Below are 17,948 nucleotides of genomic sequence, written 5' to 3'. Positions count from 1 at the left end.
AGAGGTTAATGAGACTGAACCGCTTCGCTCTCGTGCCAGGCGCTGAGCGCGCGGCGGGAAATCCACGACATCACACCAAACAGTGCAATCCCGGCGAGGGAGATCAGCAGCAGCGCCGCGAACATCAGCGGAATATCGAGCTGATAGCCCGCCTGCAGGATCTGGTAGGCCAGCCCGGTATTATTTCCGCCGGTCCCGGCGACAAACTCGGCCACCACTGCACCAATCAGCGACAGCCCGCTGGAAATTCGCAGCGCACCGAAAAAGTAGGGCAGCGCGGAAGGAATGCGCAGGCGAATCAGCACCTGCAGACGACTGGCGCGGCTCAGCCTGAAGTAGCTCAGCAGCCCCGGCGAGACGCTGCGCAGCCCCTGGGTGGTGTTAGAGATAATCGGGAACACCGCCATCAGGGTTGAACAGACCACCAGCGACAGAGTGGTGTCTTTGACCCAGATAATAATCAGCGGCGCAATGGCGACGATGGGCGTCACCTGCAGGAAGACGATGTAGGGAAACAGGGCGGTTTCGACAAAGCGGTTCTGCACCAGCACAAAGGCCACGGCGGCACCGATGACGATCGAGAGTAAAAACGAAATCAGCGTGATTTTCAGGGTGAAGAGCAGCGCCATCATCAGCGACCCGAAATGGGTCCACAGGCTTTGCAGCATCACCAGCGGTGACGGCACCAGAAACTGCGGGATGTTGAAGTAGCTCACCCAGCCCTGCCACAGCAGCACCACTACTACCGCGACCACGGTGGGATAAAACACTTTGCGAAAGCCGGGATTGGCAATCCACGGCGAAGATTTTTGCGTCTGCATGGTATTACTCCCCGCCCGATTGGCTGGCTTGTAGCAGGCTGTCCTGCAGTTGCTTTGCGTAACGTGAAAAAGCCGGACTGACGCGGAAATCTTCGCTGCGCGGGAACGGCTCATTGATGGCGATATCCTCCACCACCCGGCCCGGCCGGGCTGCCATCATGATCACCCGCTGCGACAGAAAAACCGCTTCATGTATTGAGTGGGTAACGAACACCACCGTCAGGCCCTGTTCACGCCACAGCCGCAGCAGGTCACTGTCGAGTTTATTGCGGGTGATTTCATCCAGCGCGCCAAAGGGTTCATCCATCAGCAGCAGTTTCGGACGCGTGACCAGCCCGCGGGCAATCGAGACGCGCATCTGCATACCACCGGAGAGCTCGCGCGGCAGCACCCGGGCAAACTGACCCAGCCCGACCAGTTCCAGCGCCTCGGTGACGCGGGTATTGGCTTCGGCCCGCGGCACGCCCGCCAGATCCAGCGGCAGACGAACGTTGTTTTGCACTGTGCTCCACGGCATCAGCGTGGCTTCCTGGAACACAAAGGAGAGCGGAACCTGCGCGCTTTCCCGGCTATCGCGACGCCACAGCACCAGTTTGCCATCGCTGGGCTCGGTCAGCCCGGCGACCATTTTTAGCAGCGTACTTTTGCCACAGCCCGACGGACCGAGCAGGGTGACAAATTCGCCCTGATGAATGGTGAGATTGACCGGCAGCAGCGCGCGGGTGCCGTTGCTGTAAATTTTCTCTGCCGACAACACTTCGATAGCCGGCTCTGCGTGCGGCGTGGCGGCACGACGATCGCGCATCACGGTCAGGTTGGGGGCGGAATTCATGGCATCACCTTCGCGTCTTTGATCATATCGAGGCTATAGGTCTGGTCGAACGGCACTTTCTCCGCGTCGATCAGCTTGTTTTTCACCAGCATCTCCCAGCTCTTTTTCAGCCGAGCTTCGGTGATGATGCCGATACCGCCGGTTTGTGCGTCACCGCCGGTAACCAGCTGGTATTTCTTCATCTGCGCGATGCCGAAGGCGATCTGGTCGGCGCGCATCTGTGGGTTATCTTTGGCGATCAGCGCATTGCCGGCGGTCGGGTCCTGCAGATAGGCTTTCCAGCCCTGCATCGAGGCTTTGACGAAGGCGGCCACGGCGGCCGGTCGTTTTTTCACCGTGTCAGCCATGCAGATAATCGAGTTACCGTAGGGCGGATAGCCCCAGTCGCTGAGCATGTAGACGTAAAACGGTTTGCCGCCTTTGGCAATCGAGAACGGCTCGGAGGTGACGTAACCCTGCTGCACCAGGTTGTTATCGGCGAGAAAAGGCTGAACGCTGAAGGTATAGGGCCGGACTTTCACTTTATCCAGTCCCAGCTCGCTTTTGGCCCACGGCCAGAACGAGTTATAGGCCTCGGTTGCCAGCAGGAAGGTTTTGTCCCTGAGCTGCTGCGGATGGTCCACCTTGTCATGGCTGATAAAGACCGTCGGCGAATGCTGGAATACCGTCGCCACCGTAACGGCATGAACCCCAGCCTCCCAGGTCTCCAGCGCCTGGCCGTTATCGCCCAGCGTACAGTCGGCGCGTCCGGCCGCCATCAGCTGCATCACGTTGACCTGCGGGCCGCCCATATTGATGCTGACATCCAGTCCGGCTTTTTTGTACAGCCCGTCGGCCTGCGCCTGATAAAAGCCACCGTGCTCCGCCTGGGCATACCAGTTGGTCAGGAAGGTAAATTTCTCTTCCGCCATCGCGGAGGCAGAAACCCCGGTCAGCAGCAGGGCCAGCAGAGAGAGAGTCGATCGACATCCAGGTTTCATCGTAAGCACTCCACTATTCAGAGACAAAAGAAGACGAAGGGGGCGTAAAGGTGGTTTGTACAAAACCGTGCCAGTGCTGTTTTCCCCAGGTGGGTTCGCTGCGGACTTTCCAGCTCATCTGGTGGATTTCGGTGATCGCCTGCGCCCAGCTTGCCGCCAGCGAATCGAGGATCGCGTGGCCCTGTTCGGCGGTAGCGCCGGTGGGATCGCCAATCACGCCACTCGGTCCGAAATCGTAGGCGGCCCAGGCAGCCGCCGGTCGGCCTGACGAGAGCGTCGGGCAGGGAAATGCTGGCGGATAGTTAGCAACCGCCTGGTCGAGGTGGACGCACTCCGGCGCCAGCGCCAGCATCACAGCGGTTTCGCTGTGACCGGCGTGCATCGCCATCTTCTGCTCCTCGGCGCTGAGGAACTGGTTTTCGACATTCGGCACCCGAAACACGTCGTGCGGGATCACGATCATATCGCCATGACGCAGGCGCATTTCCCGCGCCGCCATCTGCAACACCTGCGGCTGTCCGCCGTGACCGTTGATCATCAGCAGCTTGCGAAAACCGGCGCGGTAAAGCGATTCGGCAATTTCCAGCACGGTGTGTAGCAGGGTGTCGCCGGTTAAGGTCAGCGTGCCGGGAAAGTTCAGGTGTTCGTCTGACTTGCCGTAGGTGATTGGCGGAATGGCGTAGGCCGGGACCGACGCGGGCAGCCGCGCCAGCGCATGGCCCGCCACGCCGGAGGCGATCACGCTGTCGACCGAACAGGGCAGGTGCGGACCGTGCTGCTCAATCGCGCCGGTCGGCAGCACAATCACCGTATTGGCTTTGTCGGGCAGGGCAGCAATCGCCGTCCAGCTGAGAAAAGGCAGAAATCGCGCTGCGGGAATATAACCGTTAATCATGCTGTGCCTCGTGATCGGAAATTATCGGGGGAGCGGTAGCCAGGCGGTGGCTTCCACTTCAATCAGTACCTCGGCGCTGGGCAGCATTTCGCTGACCTGTACCACGGTTGAAACCGGAGGCTGGCCGTCATAAAACAGCTTTCTGACCCGGCTGTAACAGGGAAAGTGATCGAGATTGCGAAAGTACTGCACCAGCTTGAAGACATCACTCATCTGCCCGCCCGCCTGTTCGATGGTGTGGCGAATGCTTTCCAGCACGTACCAGCTCTGCGCGAGGATCGGTCCCTGTCTGGCATCGGTGGAGAACTCGCCGGTTTCGCCAACTAACTGGCGAACTTCGGCCGGGATATCCTTAAAGCCGCGTACCAGAGTGCCGCTCTGCGGGTTAACCGGAATGATGCCGGAGAGAAAGACAAAATCGCCGGCCCGACGCCAGGCGGCATAGTGGGCGAGCGGTTTGCCCGCGCCCTCTTCAAGACTCATAGGGGTTCTCCTGCTGCCAGGTGCGTTGATGGGTCAGCCTGCCGCGCTGGATCACCAGACGGGCAGCACTGTTTAATGGCCAGCTGCCACTGTCGCTGCCGGGAAACAGCACCAGCGTGGCGTCGCTGCCGGGTGACAGCGGCGGTACGGCTGAAGGTTCTCCGGTCAGGGCGGCGACATCACAAATCAGCCGTGAAGCGTGGTCAAAAACGTGGCTCAGCTGCAGGGCGAACAGGGCGCAGCTCAGGGTATCCAGCGGGTCATAACTGCCTGCAGGACAAAAGGCATCCTGAACGTTGTCGCAGCCGATCAGCAGCGGAACGCCAGCCGCCTGCGCCTCTTTCAGCAGAGTGATGCCGCGCTGACGCGGCGTACGCCCGGTTACGGCATCCTGCAACAGCAGGTTGGTCATCGGCAGAGCAATCAGCGTGACGCGCTGTGCCGCCAGCTGTTGCAATACCTGGCTCGCCTGCTGCTCACTGCCGGACGCCAGCGCGCAGCCGTGACTGCAACAGATGTGGCCGCTGAAGCTGTTTTCAGCCAGCCAGTGCGCCAGCCAGCTCAGACCCTGGGCCACGGGCGACAGCTCTTCATCAATGTGCAGATCGAGATCCAGATGCCAGCGTGCGGCGCTGCGCATCAGGTGAGTCATCGCCGCCGGGTCCCAGTTTGAGGAGTGGATAAAGCCGCCGAGCAGGCAATGCTGGCCGCTCTGCGCCACGGTGCGGGCGATGCGGTCAGCGACCTCAGGGTCGGCGAACAGGCCCAGCGGCACCAGCGCGACCCGTTCCAGCCGCATCGTTGGCGAGGCTATCGCGGCCAGTTCCGTCCAGGCGAGCGGGGCGGTAGCGTCAAACCAGTCGAGATGGGTGCGTAAGCGGGTGACACCGTTAGCCGTCGCTAATGCGATCGCCTTGCGGGCGCGCTGCTGCAAATCTGACGGCGTCCAGTGCTGACGATCCTGGTGCAGGGTCTCAATCGCGGCCAGCAGACCCGGTTTCGACGGGCGACTGCGGGCAAGAGTAAAGGTTTTATCGAGATGCGCGTGCGGTTCAATCAGCCCCGGTAACGCCAACGCGCCGTGCTGATCCCACAGACCAATCTGATCGCGTCCGGCGGGCGTCAGGGCGGCAATCTTGCCATCCTCAAAGCGCAGATCCGCCAGTAGTGGCTCGCCCGCTTCCGTCGGCCAGTTCGCTGGCAGTAGCCAGGCGGGCAGACGAACATTGGCAATGCCTTTCAGTGGGGCGTCAGTGAAAGCAGCAGGCATCTTCAGGCTCCGGGGTGGCATTAAAGATCGAGGACCAGAACCGGCGTTCTGGATCGCGAGCAGCACAAGGTTATCTGCGTATTTTCCGCTTTCTCTTCGGCAGTCAGCACACAGTCGCGATGATCGGGAATACCGTCGATAACATCCGTAATGCAGGAGCCACAAATACCCTGTTCGCACGACAGCATAATATCGACGCGGGCGCTTAACAGGACTTCAGCAATTGTCTGCTTCGGGCCAACTAAATAACGGCTGCCGGTTGAGCTGAGCTGAATATAAAATGGGTTATCGCTGGCGCTGTTATTCAGTGCCGCATTGCTGAACCGCTCAAAAGATAATTGTTGCGGCTGCCAGTGATGCTGCTGCATAAGATGTTGCAGGCGCTGAATAAAGCCATCCGGACCGCAGGCGATTATTCGCGTCTGTGGGTCAGGCTGTGATAAACAGGGCGGCGTGAGGTGACGCAGGGAGTCACTGGCGCTGCTGTAATGAAAATAAACCTGGTCGGCCAGTAAGGGCGCTGATAAGCGTGAAGCAAAGGCGGCCTGTTGTGGCGCAGAAAGATAATAATGCAGCTCAAATTCAATACCTTGCCGGGCAATCTGTTCCGCCATGGTCAGCAGCGGCGTAATACCAATCCCGCCAGCAAACAGCAGATAGCGTCCCGCTTCGGGCAACGGAAAGTGATTACGCGGCGCTGAAATCGTCAGCTGATCGCCGGGCCGGAAATGATGATGAATATAATGTGAACCGCCGCTGGAACGTTCGGCCCGCCTGACGCAGATTTCATAATATTCGCCGCTGTGGGAGTGGCTGCAAAGGGAATACTGGCGCGGACCGATATCCGGAATAATCACGTCAATGTGCGCGCCGGGTAAATAAGCCGGTAACGCTTCGCCGTGCTGCGAAATAAGCTGCAGGGAAAGATTATCGACACCGTTAATATCGACAGATTTAATCGTGACAGGAATCAGTCCGGCATCTTTCATCGTCATTTACCGTTTTTCATTAAGCTGGCCTGTATAAAAAGGACGAAAACGCACTCGCCGACTGACCCGAAGCGAAACAGCGGCTCGCTGCCCGGCATCTGCCTGTCCGGCGATGAAACAATCGTTCCCGTTGCAATGAAATCTACGTTATTGTGATAAAACTGTTGCGTCCAGCGCTTTGATTCGCACATCCCGTTGCATAAAAGAGAGCACTCGCTATGTTCGCCTTCTCCCGATTTTTGCTCTATTTCACTGAAGTCGCCCGTCAGGGATCGTTTCGTAAGGCCTCCGAAACCCTGCATGTGGCGGCATCCTCCATCGACCGGCAGATCCTGCGGGTTGAGAAAGAGCTGGCGATGCCGCTGTTTGAGCGTCACCCCAGCGGCCTGCGGCTGACCGCCGCCGGTGAGCTGTTGTTGCACGCGGCAAATAACTGGAAAAAGGATTTTTCCCGGGTCTGCGAACAGCTTGACGATCTGCGCGGTCTGCGCCGCGGTCATGTGCGTATCGCCACCATCGACGCCATTAATCGGCAGTTTTTCTCGTCGATGCTCAGGCAGGTGCATCTCGACTATCCGAATATCTCTTTCACCCTGACCACCATGAATAACGTCGATATTCAGCAGGCGCTGATCTCAGGCGATGCTGATTTTGGCGTGATGCTCAATCCGCACACCTCACGTGAGCTGCAGGTGCGGGCGTTTGCCGAAATTAACCTTGGGATTGTGGTGCCGGGCGGACATCCGCTCGCCAGCAAAAGCGGGGTGCGATTTAATCAGTGCATGGATTATCCGTTTATCCTGCCTTCCGCGCCGCTGATGCTGGCTGAACCGGTGCAGGCGCTGATCAACATCCACGGTGGCAGCATCAGAGAAGTGGCGGTATCGAATAATATCCACATGATTCGCTCGCTGATTAAAGAGAAGATCGGCATCGGTATTCTCTGCTGGCTCGATATCATGGATGAGGTGGAAAGCGACGAACTGCGGTTTATTCCGCTGACCGATCCGCAGCTCAAAACCTTTACCCTGTCGCTGTGCGTCGCACCGGCCAGGCAGCTCTCGCTGGCGGCCTCAATGATGCTTAAACAGCTGGAAATGCTGTTCAGCCAGATCCAGACTCCAGGCCATCACCGATCCTGACTCTGCACCAGCATGGTGCTCTCTGCTCCTTAATGAATCAAAGGTTGCAGCGCGCCCAGCTCCGATCGCCGCGCCAGCCGCCATCCACGCCGATCCGCTGACCTGGCATCCTTTTTGTATAACTCAGTGTGAGTAGAAGCGGTCAGTGCAGGTAACTGCGCGGGACATTGCTCAGCCACCATTTCGCGGTTCATGTTGAACCGGTTGGGGGCTGAGCCGCATTGGCTCAGCCTCTCTCCGGTGACGATTAGGAGAGGAGCAATGAAGTTACTATTCCGCATTCCCCTGTCTGGCTGCGTGCTGAGCACGCTGATTTCTGGCGCATTTGTCTTCCCGGTGGGTGCCGCAGAGAAAATCGCCTTGCTCACTTCCTGGTACGCCCAGGCTGAGCAGGGCGGCTACTATCAGGCGCAGGCGACCGGCATTTATCAGCGCTACGGGCTGGATGTCAGCATTCAGTCCGGCGGACCGCAGATCAACGGTATGCAGTTGCTGTTATCAAAGCGGGCCGACGTGATCATCGGTTATGACCTGCAGTTACTGGAAGCGGTACAGCGCGGCTTTCAGGCGAAAGCGATTGCCGCCCCGTTCCAGTTCGATCCGCAGGGGCTACTGACCCACGCCTCCGTTACCTCCCTTGACGGCCTGAAAGACAAAACCATTCTGGTTTCCAGTTCCGGCCAATCCACCTGGTGGCCGTGGCTCAAGGCGCAGTATCAGCTCAGTGATGGGCAGGTACGTCCCTACACCTTCAATATTCAGCCGTTTATTGCCGATCAGAATGTGGCCCAGCAGGCTTACGTCAGCTCTGAGGTTTTCCAGGCACAGAAGGCCGGGGTGAAATCGAACTTCTTTCTTTTCTCCGAACACGGCTATCCCCCTTACGGCGGCATTCTGATCACCCGACCAGACCAGATCAGCAGCCGCAATGAGGCGATGGCGAAGTTTGTCCGTGCCTCAATGGAGGGCTGGGTGAGCTATCTGAACAACCCGGCACCGGGCAATGCGCTGATTAAAAAAGATAACCCGAAGATGACCGATGATTTGCTGGCCTGGGGCGTGACGCAAATCAAACAGCACCATCTGATTGACGGCGGCGATGCCGCGACAGCCGGCTGGGGCACCATGACACAGGAGCGCTGGCAGAAAACCCGGGATTTCATGGTGAAAGCCAGCCTGCTGAAGGCGGATACCGACTGGAAACAGGCGTACACCACCGAGTTTGTTCAGCAGATGCAGGTTAAACCGTGAGGAGCGATGCGATGTCATCTCAGTCATTACTGATTAAAAATGCGCACGCCATTCTGACTGGCCTGCCGGGCGATCGGGCGCGCCAGGCCGGGCCTGATATCCGCGTCCGTGAGGGCGTGATCGAAGCCATTGGCTCGCTGAGCGCCTTGCCGGACGAGCGGCTGATCGATGCCCGCGACTGCGTGGTCTATCCCGCCTGGGTCAATACCCATCACCACCTGTTTCAGTCATTGCTCAAAGGTGAGCCGCAGGGGCTGAACAAAAGCCTGACCGCCTGGCTGAGCGCGACGCCCTATCGCTTTCGCGCCACTTTTGACGAGCAGACGTTCCGGCTGGCGGTGCGTATTGGCCTGATTGAGTTGCTGCGGTCCGGCTGCGCCACGGTCGCCGATCATAACTATCTCTACTGGCCGGATATGCCGTTTGATCCCTCAGAGATTCTGTTCAGTGAAGGCGAGGCGCTGGGGATGCGCATTGTGCTGTGCCGCGGCGGCGCAACGCAGGGGCGGACCATTGAGCAGGATCTGCCACAGGCGCTGCGCCCGGAGAATTTCGGCCACTACATGGCTGATATCGAACGGCTGGTGGCGCGCTACCACGATCCGCGACCAGCCTCGCTGCGGCGGGTGGTGATGGCTCCGACCACGCTATTGCATTCGGCTCCCGGCGCGCAGCTGCGCGAAATGGCCGGGCTGGCGCGCCAGCTCGGTATCCGGCTGCACAGTCATCTGTCGGAAACGGTGGATTATCTGGATACGGCGCGCGATCGCTTCAATATGACGCCGGTGCAGTTTTGCGCCGAACACGACTGGCTGGGTGATGACGTCTGGTTTGCGCATCTGGTGAAGCTGTTGCCGCAGGAGATCACGCTGCTGGGTGACAGCCGGACCGGGATTGCGCACTGCCCGCAAAGTAATGGCCGTCTCGGCAGCGGCATTGCCGATCTGCTGGCGCTGGAGCAGGCGGGCGTCCCGGTTTCGCTGGGCGTGGACGGTGCAGCATCGAACGAAGCGGCAGATATGCAGAGTGAAGCCCATGCGGCCTGGCTGTTGCAGCGCGCCCGAAAAGGCATGTTTGCCACGCCACGCTATGACGGCGGAACGTTTGAAGGCGGCGGCGATGCGGCGACCATCGAAGATGTGGTGCGCTGGGGCAGCGCTGGCGGCGCGCAGATCCTCGGCCTGCAACAGAGCGGCACCGTGCAGGTCGGGATGCTGGCTGATATCGCCATTTACCGGCTGGACGACCCGCGCTACTTCGGCCTGCACGACATGGCGATTGGCCCGGTGGCCTGCGGCGGTCGGGCTTCACTCAGGGCACTGATGATCAATGGCCGGGTGATTGTCGAAAACGATCACATCCCTGGCCTCGATCTCGACGCCATGCGCCATCAGGCAATGTCAGCCGTCCGCACCCTGCAACAGCGTGCCGCCGGTTAACCCTCTTCTGTAAAGGAAAAAAATAATGACACAATCAACCCAGACACAAGGCTACGCACTGCAGGAACTGGAAAAAGAAGCGGCGATGGGCGCAATGGGTGAAGAGACCTTTGCCCGCGAAGTCCGCTGCATCGACCTGTCAGATTTTGAACAGCGTAAACCTGAGATTGCCGATGAACTGTGGCAGGCCGCGGTGGAGATCGGTTTCTTCCAGGTCAGCAATCACGGTATCGCTCTCGACGATATCCGTCAGGCGTTCAGCATGACGGAAGATTTCTTCTCACTGCCGGATGCGGTCAAAGCCCGCTATCCGCTGGCGCGTAACGCCGGCTGGGAAAATAAGTCGCAGGTCCGTCCTTCGACCAAAACCCCGGATCAGAAGGAGTCCTATCAGATTACCCGTCCCTTAATGGATTCGCTGTGGCCGACCGAGCAGGAGTTGCCCGCCTTTAAGCAGACCATGCTGAGCTTCGAATCACAGTGCTGGCAACTGGGGATGAAATTGCTCTCCTGCTTTGCACTCAAGCTCGGTTTTCCTGAGCACTTCTTCGAGCAGGCGCACAATCCCGATCGGAACACCTACCAGAGCACGCTGCGGATGCTGCACTACTATGCGACCGAACAGTCGGAGCAGGGAATGTGGCGTGCCGGTGCGCATACCGATTTCGACTGCCTGACGCTGCTGTTCCAGCGCCCCGGTCAGGGCGGCCTGCAGGTGTGCCCTGGCAAGGATCGCGAAAGCCAGCAGTGGACCAGTATTGAACCGCGTGAAGAGGTGATCACCTGCAATATTGGCGACATGCTGATGCGCTGGAGTGACGACCAGCTGCCGTCAAACTTCCATCGGGTGAGAAGCCCGCTGCCAGGAGAATATCAGGGCGCGCGCTATAGCCTGGCGTTCTTCTGTCAGGCGAATAAAGATGTCGAGATCCTCGGCCCGCAGGCGAAGTATCCGGCGATCAGCGCTGAAGATTATCTGCAACAGCGTATCCAGGCGAACTTTGCCAAAGGGTAAAGCGGAATAGCAGCAAAAAGCCCGCTCAGGTTTCCCTGAGCGGGCTTTTTTAAAAACTTCGCTTCATCGCTGATCGTGCCACGAGGCTCTCTGCAAAAGACGGGTATTCAGAACAAGCATCTAAAAGTCGGCTCGAAGCGAGAGGGTGTCCAAAGAGCTCTGACGGTCTGCTCTGTGCCAAAAGCGGACGCTGCTAACTTCATGTTAAGTAGATGTGCGGGAAGCAGGTCACCTCGAACAGTCCACAGCGCAAGATGTCTCTTTGCTTCCGGATCGGTTCTCTTGTGTGACTTGCTTAAGGTTGACCACGATTCTCTTTGGCAAACGATTGAAAGCCTGAGGCTCAGATAACATAAAAAGCAATAGGCAGAAACAATTAAAATATTGGCTGTTTTTGCCGATAGTTCCAGGTAAATTAATTCCGGGTTTCTATTATAATGAAAAAATATTTATCATTTACTATCCTGAGTATGTCTTTATTAAGTGGCTGCTCAGCCTTTAATTATTCCGCGCCGCTTTATAAAGACCCTGTCGGTGAAAAAAGCAATCTGGCTCGAATCCGTTTTGTTGGGAATGTAACCGGCACATCGATATCGACTAAAGAGAACAGAGAATATCAACAGTTAGTGCCGCATACTTCATTTGGTTATTATAATGACACCCGAGATATTGGTATGCCTAAGATAAGTTATCGCCAGAATGATTATAAGAATTATTATTTTGAAGTATATGCAAAACCAGGTCAGGCTATTTTCCATATTCTTACAGACAATACCGATCAGGGAAGCTGCTCAATGTCAGCGTTAGTTAATCTTGAGGCTGGAAAAGATTACGACGTGAATTTTGATGCACATGAACAGTTTACTAAATGTGTTTTCCACTTTAGTGAAATTGTAATCGATCCAGCTACAGGAGTGAAAATCCTTAAAGCTAAACCGTTTAAGAAAGAGGATTACTTTGCGACCAAATTCAATTAAATTAATCATTTATACTTTAATGTTGGCTTTACCTTTCGTGCAGGGCTGTATGTCTGGAGGCGTGCGCTCACATAATCTTCCGGAGACATTTTCTGAAAAAAAACCTCTTAGCAGTTGGTTAATTGCTGGAAAAACAACTAAACGGGAAGTCCTGAACCGTTTTGGGCCACCCAATTTTCCTGAAAACTTCAGTGAAGCCCTGAGCTGGCGCTATATCTGGAGTCAACAAAGCAGACTCGTAATAGTTCCGCTTTCGCCGAAAATACTCGGTCATGAACAAATTCTTACTTTATCTTTTACCGAGGATGGTCATCTGATTAATTATAAACTTGATGAGCAGAGCCCTCACCTTCAAAAAGGTGATGATCCTAAAGGGGTATTTTTTTAAACACCACAACCAGAGGCGTCTCCATCATAGCAATTGACCTGCTACCCTCTACTTGATACAACGCGGACTTACTGATGTCCGCTTTTCGCTCACAGCGGACCTTCCGATTCGTTAGCTCAACCGCTGTGTGCCAAAAACGGAGATTTAAGCGTTCAGGGAATACTAATTCCCTGGGAATTTCCCATCGTTTTATAGAGTCTCAAGCAATAATTTACATTTCATATTTTGTAATTTTTTGAATATTGTCATGAGGAGCTCGTGGCTTTTTTCGAATTCACCTGTGAAAAATTGTCGAGCTGTCTAATCGCAGGGACCAGGCAGGTGCCTAAAGTTACTATGACTACTGCTATCGCTGAAACCAGAAGCACATTACTCCTGCCATAATGAATTGCCAGCGGCCCAGCGACCAGTTCACCTAAGGGAATGGCCACAAACGAACCTACAGCGTCATAGGCGTACACGCGAGCCAATTTTTCCTGAGGAACATGAGTTTGTAGTGAATGAGCCCATGAGACTCCGAACAGACCGAACGTTGCACCAGCAATAAAAAAAGCTGCAATAAGCCACGTTGCAGAAGCAGGTTGACTAAGCATAAAAATTGGCAGTGAGCATAGTGATACTAGCATTGCACCAATAAAAAGATCGCGTCGTGGACGCCATCTTAGGGCGAAGAATGAACCTGTCATAAGGCCAACGCTTTGCGCAGCAACCATAATTCCCCAATTAGCTCGCCCAAAAGAAGCATCAGCAATCACAGGGCCAAGTACCATCATTACGCCACTAAATGCTGCATTGATAATGGTGAATTGGACCACAATTGCCCATACCCAGGCTCGGCTTGTGAATTCTTCCCATCCTTCTTTTAAGTCCTGCAGGATATTACCTGATGGTGGGCATGCTTTGATTGATGTAATACGAATTAAGAAATAAAGCGGTGCAGAGGCTGCAAAACCTATCGCATCAATTGCCAGTCCCCAACCGGGTCCGACAGAACTGATTAGCATCCCACCAAGCGAAGTGCCGATAATCGTACCGCCATAAATACCAAGCTGAATTAATGCATTCGCTGCTCGCAAATTCTGCACTGGAACAGTTTGAGGGACCAGCGCTGAGGATGCAGGTAACGCGATGCCAGCTGCTGCTCCATTCAAAGTTCCAAGTAATGCCAGACTCATCACAGTTGCTGAACCGTCCAACACAGACCATGCGACAATAGCTTGTGAAACTGCCGCAATAACAGAAGAGGATACCAATACCTGGTTACGAGAGTAGCGGTCCGCTAATACGCCCCCGATCAACAAGAATAAAACGTTAAAAATTGAGCGGGACGCAACAACGAGACCTAAATCAGATACCGATCCGCCAATATCAAGCACTGCGAACGCTAATGCAATCGGTGCAATACCATTGCCCAAAACGGTAAGAAGGCGAGCAGCAAACAGATAACGAAAAGGACTGAAGTGAAAAACGCTAACTTTTTTAGTAAATGTTTTCATTGTAAAAATGGCTTCTGGATAAGAGGATTTATTTTAGAACGCCTGTCTTTTGCTAATACTTTAGCATGATCTGATGGTTACACTGCATTATGTCGTTTAGGTAAGCAGAGAAATAACTTCCGCTCCTCACTCCTCATGGATATTGGCCTGTATGTCAGTCCGCCTTGTGCCAGGAGCTGACTTCGCGAACATCACGACACGTTAAGGAAAGATATCTAAAATCACGTGGCCGGGTTTTACGGGATGTTTACAGGGTTGCCGGAGCGTTACCTTTTTACTGATGCGGCCAATTTTCACGCCACCGTTCTGCATGAGCGGGTTCACTGGACTGGGGCAAAAGCCGCCTGAATCGTGAAATGAAAGGGAAGTTGGGCAGTGCGAGTCAGGCTTTTGAGGAGTTGATCGCCGAGCCGGGAAGCGCGTACCTGATGGCGGATCGGGGGATCGCTGGAGAGGTGCAGCATGAAAGCGATATTGCTTCCTGGCTGAAAGCACTGAAGAATGACAAGCGCTATATCTTCAGGGCCGCGAGTGCAGCGTCCAAAGCGCATTATTATTCGATGGGTAAATGTATCGCTTTCACAATAAATTGCTGACCTGCTCCCCATTGCCTAACACGCATCGAAGTAAGTATGCATTCCGAATGACCCGCTCCCCATCGCCGGAAAATTCGGTTTCCCGAAAACCATCGCAATGATCTTCGGACCACGCGATGAAGGCGAATTTGCGATCGTCGCGGGCCTACTGCAAATGTCATACGACTTCGCTAGCGGAAAAATCTCGGTGGCATAGGCGGCCGACGGCGGCGTGGCCAACCGGAATGCGGAGAATGGGGTGATTCTGCAGGTTATATCTGCTATTTCATCATTTACGGCAAGGGGGGCACGCCTGTGGGCCGAGTCTAAACTCCCTGGCCCCTCGACTGAATATTCTCCTGGCCTCTTAATACATCTCACAGGCTTATCCGGTTGTTGACCAAATGAGCCTGCTTATGGGTCTTATTGAAGGCAGGCATTGCCGGGTGGTTTTAAGCGGGAAGCCGCCGTTCCGCTGACTGCAAAAATGGCGTGCCCGTGTCAGCATAAAACCTGTTAGTTCGGTTCTCACCCCATGATGACGCTTTGGCCTTACGCCAATGCAAACCTCTAAGTCGTATTTTGAATAGAATACATTGACAACAAGTTGCCAATGTGAAAACTTGTTGTCATATAAGAGAGGTTCTATGGCACATACTAAAGCTGACCAGCTGACTCAGGTCATTCTCAATGTTTTCCGGCTTAATGGCGTCCTGACGGAGTGGGGTGACAGGTTTGTTCTGCCTGAGGGGCTGACCAGTACCCGCTGGCGGATGCTCGGCGCGGTGGCTCTGGCACAACGGCCGGTCACCGCGCCTCAAATTGCATTAACGATGGGGGTTACCCGGCAGGGGGCACAGAAGCAGCTGAACCTGCTTGTTGAGTCCGGCCTGATGAAAACGCAGGCTAATCCCATGCATAAACGGTCGCCTCTTTATACCCTGACGGCGCAAGGCCAGTCGGTTTATGACACCGTTAACGTACGCTGGCAGCATCAGGCAACAGAAATGGCGGCGGGATTCGGCACTACCGATCTGGAAACGGCATTCCATGTGCTGAAAAACCTGTCAGATATTCACGAAAAATCCCTGGCGGAGCACAAATGATGAAGCGTCAGATCCATGCCACCGCGTCGGTGCTTGCAGCCCTTTTTCTGGCCACGTTCTGGACTTCGACGCTGGTCACCGAACTGTTCCTGTCGGCCGCTGCGGTGACAGAGGTGAAACAGCTCATAGCCTATGCTCTGATGGTGTTCGTGCCCCTGATGGGGATTACTGCGGGAACCGGGTTTTCCATGGGAGGGAAGGGGCGTCATCCGCTTTTGGTTTCAAAACGCCGCCGGATGCCATTCATCGGTATTAACGGACTGTTAATTCTTGTGCCTTCAGCCTTATTTTTGGCAGTTCGTGCAAAAGCGGGTCTGTTTGACGGCGTCTTTTACAGCGTCCAGGCGCTTGAGCTCATCGCCGGCGCAGTAAATCTGACCTTAATCGGATTAAACATACGCGATGGCTTTAAGCTCAGCCGCCTTCGCCACACGGGTCAAACGCTTCCTCAGCGTAAATCGATCATCTAAGGAGTCCCTATGCGTGCTGCCGTTGTTTCACGTTTTGATGTTCCCCCCTCGTATGGCGACTTTCCTGAACCGGTAGCCGGTGAAGGCGAACGGGTGCTGCGCGTGCTGGCCACCCCGCTGAGCCCTATTGTGAAAAGCCTCGCCGCCGGGAGACACTATTCGGGCACCCGTGACGTAAATTTCGTGCCGGGTATTGACGGTGTGGGGATTGCCCCGGACGGCAAACGGGTCTACTTCCTGTTTCCCAAACCCCCGTTTGGCTCAATGGCCGCACAGGTACTGGTGTCAGCTGATTCAACCGTGCCGGTACCTGAGAGTGTCGGTGATGCACGGGCAGCTGCGGTCGTGACGGCGGGGCTTTCCTCCTGGGTCGCGCTGACGCAGAGGGCGAAATTTACACGCGGTGAATCGGTACTCATCAACGGCGCTACCGGATCTGCAGGCGGACTGGCCGTGCAGATAGCAGCCTGGCTTGGTGCGGGCAGGATCATCGCCACCGGACGCAACCGGGAGAAGCTGGCACAGTTGCCGCCGGAAGTTGAAAAAATCGTGCTGGATGACTCTGCAGACGAGGCGCTGAAGCAGGCTTTTTCAGGGCCGGTTGACGTTGTTCTGGATTATCTCTGGGGAGAGCCGGCAAGCCGGATTATCAGACAGGCCACGGCGGATCGCGGTTCACGGCTTGGAGAGCCACGCCTGCGGTTCGTGCAGCTGGGTTCTGTGGCCGGGGAAACCATCAACGTCTCTGCCGCCTCGCTTCGCAGCTCAGGTCTTGAAATTTTGGGCAGCGGCATCGGCAGCCTTTCCGTTCATGAGCTGATAGCCGGGGCAGGTCAGCTGCTGGCGGCGATCCCGGAAGGGGGTTTCGATACGCCGGTAAGAACCTGCGCACTCTCAGATGTCAGCCAGATTTGGAATGAGGATACGGGGGAGGAGAGGGTAGTGCTGATCCCATGACGTTTCAGGGCAGGAAAGAGACATGTTTTTCCTGTTAACGTGCAGGTGAACAATCGTTAAAACCCGATGGCAGCCTGTCAGGCTGCCATCGCCTTATTACCAGTTCTGTCGGGTGGGTGAAATAATCAGGTCATTGACCGTTACGTTTTGCGGCTGATTAAGCGCATACACCACGGCACTGGCCACATCCTGCGGGCTGATAGCAATTTTAGTCAGTTCCTGAGCGATCTTGCGGCCTTCAGGATCGCTTACCTTATCCGCCCAGCCTGTATTAATGACACCCGGGCTGATGGTGTTCACGCGAATACCTTTATTCACGCCTAAATCTTTGCGCATCGACTCGGTCATCGCATGCACAAAAAACTTGGTCGCGCTGTAAACGCCCGCGCCTGCATCAACCTGATGGCCCGCCACGGACGCCATATTCAGGATTTGTCCGTCTTTTTTCTCCAGCATTCCCGGAAGCACGGCCGCAATGGCGTTCAGGTAACCCTTCACGTTGACGTCCACCATTTTGTTCCAGTCTTCCCACACCACATCGCTCCAGCTGGAGAAGAGCATCAGGCCGGCATTGTTGATCAGGATATCGACCGAACCGAAGGTCTCAGTGGCGTATTTTGCCAGCGCTTGTGTGTCTTCCAGACGAGTCACGTCTGTAACCAGACCAACTGCCTCACCGCCTTCTGCTTTGATGCTCTTCACTAACCTGTCAAGGCCATCCTGATCCAGCGCGGCCGCCACGATATTCACGCCGTGCCGTGCAAGTTCCAGCGCGGTTGCTGCGCCAATGCCCGATGACGCGCCGGTAATGACAGCTGTTTTTTTCTGCAGGTGATTCATTTTATTGTCCTTCTTTATCAGG

Annotated in this window: 18 protein-coding genes and 1 pseudogene; 10 read left to right on the top strand and 9 right to left on the bottom strand. The window is 55.6% G+C overall.

Annotated features, from left to right (window positions below; genetic code table 11):
• Positions 1 to 5: 5 nt before the first annotated feature.
• The 7 genes from ACX3P5_RS11570 to ACX3P5_RS11540 are packed head-to-tail and all read right to left on the bottom strand — an operon-like array spanning position 6 to position 6,276.
• On the bottom strand, positions 6 to 821 hold the full coding sequence (locus tag ACX3P5_RS11570) for an ABC transporter permease (protein WP_233987696.1): 816 nt from the start codon (positions 819 to 821) through the stop codon (positions 6 to 8).
• Positions 822 to 825: 4 nt separating this feature from the next.
• The gene (locus tag ACX3P5_RS11565) at positions 826 to 1,653 is read right to left on the bottom strand and encodes an ABC transporter ATP-binding protein (protein WP_336755572.1); all 828 of its coding nucleotides are present in this window, start codon (positions 1,651 to 1,653) and stop codon (positions 826 to 828) included.
• Positions 1,650 to 2,633: an ABC transporter substrate-binding protein gene (locus tag ACX3P5_RS11560; protein ID WP_458968738.1), complete on the bottom strand. Its 984-nt coding sequence runs from the start codon at positions 2,631 to 2,633 to the stop codon at positions 1,650 to 1,652. Before ACX3P5_RS11560 ends, ACX3P5_RS11565 begins: the two co-directional genes overlap by 4 nt.
• 13 nt (positions 2,634 to 2,646) lie before the next feature.
• A complete protein-coding gene (locus tag ACX3P5_RS11555; protein WP_458968737.1) occupies positions 2,647 to 3,528 on the bottom strand; it encodes a creatininase family protein in 882 nt (293 codons plus the stop codon).
• Between the two features lie 21 nt (positions 3,529 to 3,549).
• A complete protein-coding gene (locus tag ACX3P5_RS11550; protein WP_233987700.1) occupies positions 3,550 to 4,011 on the bottom strand; it encodes a RidA family protein in 462 nt (153 codons plus the stop codon).
• Positions 4,001 to 5,281 (bottom strand): amidohydrolase family protein, encoded by a 1,281-nt coding sequence (locus ACX3P5_RS11545; protein ID WP_336755568.1) that lies wholly within the window; start codon positions 5,279 to 5,281, stop codon positions 4,001 to 4,003. Before ACX3P5_RS11545 ends, ACX3P5_RS11550 begins: the two co-directional genes overlap by 11 nt.
• 20 nt (positions 5,282 to 5,301) lie before the next feature.
• Positions 5,302 to 6,276, bottom strand: coding sequence for a PDR/VanB family oxidoreductase (locus ACX3P5_RS11540; protein WP_458968736.1), 975 nt, complete (start codon positions 6,274 to 6,276; stop codon positions 5,302 to 5,304).
• A gap of 212 nt (positions 6,277 to 6,488) precedes the next feature.
• Between ACX3P5_RS11540 and ACX3P5_RS11535 the strand changes: the two genes are divergently transcribed.
• The 6 genes from ACX3P5_RS11535 (at position 6,489) to ACX3P5_RS11510 (ending at position 12,482) form a co-directional block, all read left to right on the top strand.
• Positions 6,489 to 7,412: a LysR family transcriptional regulator gene (locus ACX3P5_RS11535; RefSeq protein WP_458968735.1), complete on the top strand. Its 924-nt coding sequence runs from the start codon at positions 6,489 to 6,491 to the stop codon at positions 7,410 to 7,412.
• A 261-nt stretch (positions 7,413 to 7,673) separates the two neighbouring features.
• Entirely contained in the window at positions 7,674 to 8,663 is a 990-nt protein-coding gene (locus tag ACX3P5_RS11530; protein ID WP_233987704.1) for an ABC transporter substrate-binding protein, read from the top strand.
• Between the two features lie 11 nt (positions 8,664 to 8,674).
• Positions 8,675 to 10,102: an amidohydrolase family protein gene (locus ACX3P5_RS11525; RefSeq protein ID WP_233987705.1), complete on the top strand. Its 1,428-nt coding sequence runs from the start codon at positions 8,675 to 8,677 to the stop codon at positions 10,100 to 10,102.
• A 25-nt stretch (positions 10,103 to 10,127) separates the two neighbouring features.
• Positions 10,128 to 11,117, top strand: coding sequence for an isopenicillin N synthase family dioxygenase (locus ACX3P5_RS11520; RefSeq protein WP_233987706.1), 990 nt, complete (start codon positions 10,128 to 10,130; stop codon positions 11,115 to 11,117).
• A 437-nt stretch (positions 11,118 to 11,554) separates the two neighbouring features.
• On the top strand, positions 11,555 to 12,094 hold the full coding sequence (locus ACX3P5_RS11515; RefSeq protein WP_458968734.1) for a hypothetical protein: 540 nt from the start codon (positions 11,555 to 11,557) through the stop codon (positions 12,092 to 12,094).
• A 49-nt stretch (positions 12,095 to 12,143) separates the two neighbouring features.
• The gene (locus tag ACX3P5_RS11510; RefSeq protein WP_233987708.1) at positions 12,144 to 12,482 is read left to right on the top strand and encodes a hypothetical protein; all 339 of its coding nucleotides are present in this window, start codon (positions 12,144 to 12,146) and stop codon (positions 12,480 to 12,482) included.
• A gap of 245 nt (positions 12,483 to 12,727) precedes the next feature.
• Here ACX3P5_RS11510 and ACX3P5_RS11505 read toward each other — a convergent pair whose 3' ends face one another.
• Positions 12,728 to 13,978 (bottom strand): MFS transporter, encoded by a 1,251-nt coding sequence (locus ACX3P5_RS11505; RefSeq protein ID WP_458968733.1) that lies wholly within the window; start codon positions 13,976 to 13,978, stop codon positions 12,728 to 12,730.
• 255 nt (positions 13,979 to 14,233) lie between these two features.
• On the opposite strand from ACX3P5_RS11505, the pseudogene ACX3P5_RS11500 reads away from it, so the two are divergent.
• From ACX3P5_RS11500 to ACX3P5_RS11485, 4 genes and pseudogenes are all read left to right on the top strand, one after another.
• A pseudogene (locus tag ACX3P5_RS11500) lies at positions 14,234 to 14,574 on the top strand (zincin-like metallopeptidase domain-containing protein); the annotation flags it as partial.
• Between the two features lie 626 nt (positions 14,575 to 15,200).
• The gene (locus ACX3P5_RS11495) at positions 15,201 to 15,659 is read left to right on the top strand and encodes a MarR family winged helix-turn-helix transcriptional regulator (protein WP_458968732.1); all 459 of its coding nucleotides are present in this window, start codon (positions 15,201 to 15,203) and stop codon (positions 15,657 to 15,659) included.
• Positions 15,656 to 16,129, top strand: a complete 474-nt coding sequence (locus ACX3P5_RS11490; protein ID WP_458968731.1) for a hypothetical protein — start codon at positions 15,656 to 15,658, stop codon at positions 16,127 to 16,129. Before ACX3P5_RS11495 ends, ACX3P5_RS11490 begins: the two co-directional genes overlap by 4 nt.
• Before the next feature lie 9 nt (positions 16,130 to 16,138).
• Positions 16,139 to 17,086, top strand: a complete 948-nt coding sequence (locus tag ACX3P5_RS11485) for a quinone oxidoreductase family protein (RefSeq protein WP_458968730.1) — start codon at positions 16,139 to 16,141, stop codon at positions 17,084 to 17,086.
• 96 nt (positions 17,087 to 17,182) lie between these two features.
• Here the strand turns inward: ACX3P5_RS11485 and ACX3P5_RS11480 are convergent, their stop codons facing one another.
• A complete protein-coding gene (locus ACX3P5_RS11480; RefSeq protein ID WP_458968729.1) occupies positions 17,183 to 17,926 on the bottom strand; it encodes an SDR family oxidoreductase in 744 nt (247 codons plus the stop codon).
• Between the last annotated feature and the right edge of the window lie 22 nt (positions 17,927 to 17,948).

It is taken from the genome of Pantoea sp. S-LA4 (assembly GCF_054482835.1).
This window is presented reverse-complemented; position numbering and strand designations above follow the sequence as displayed.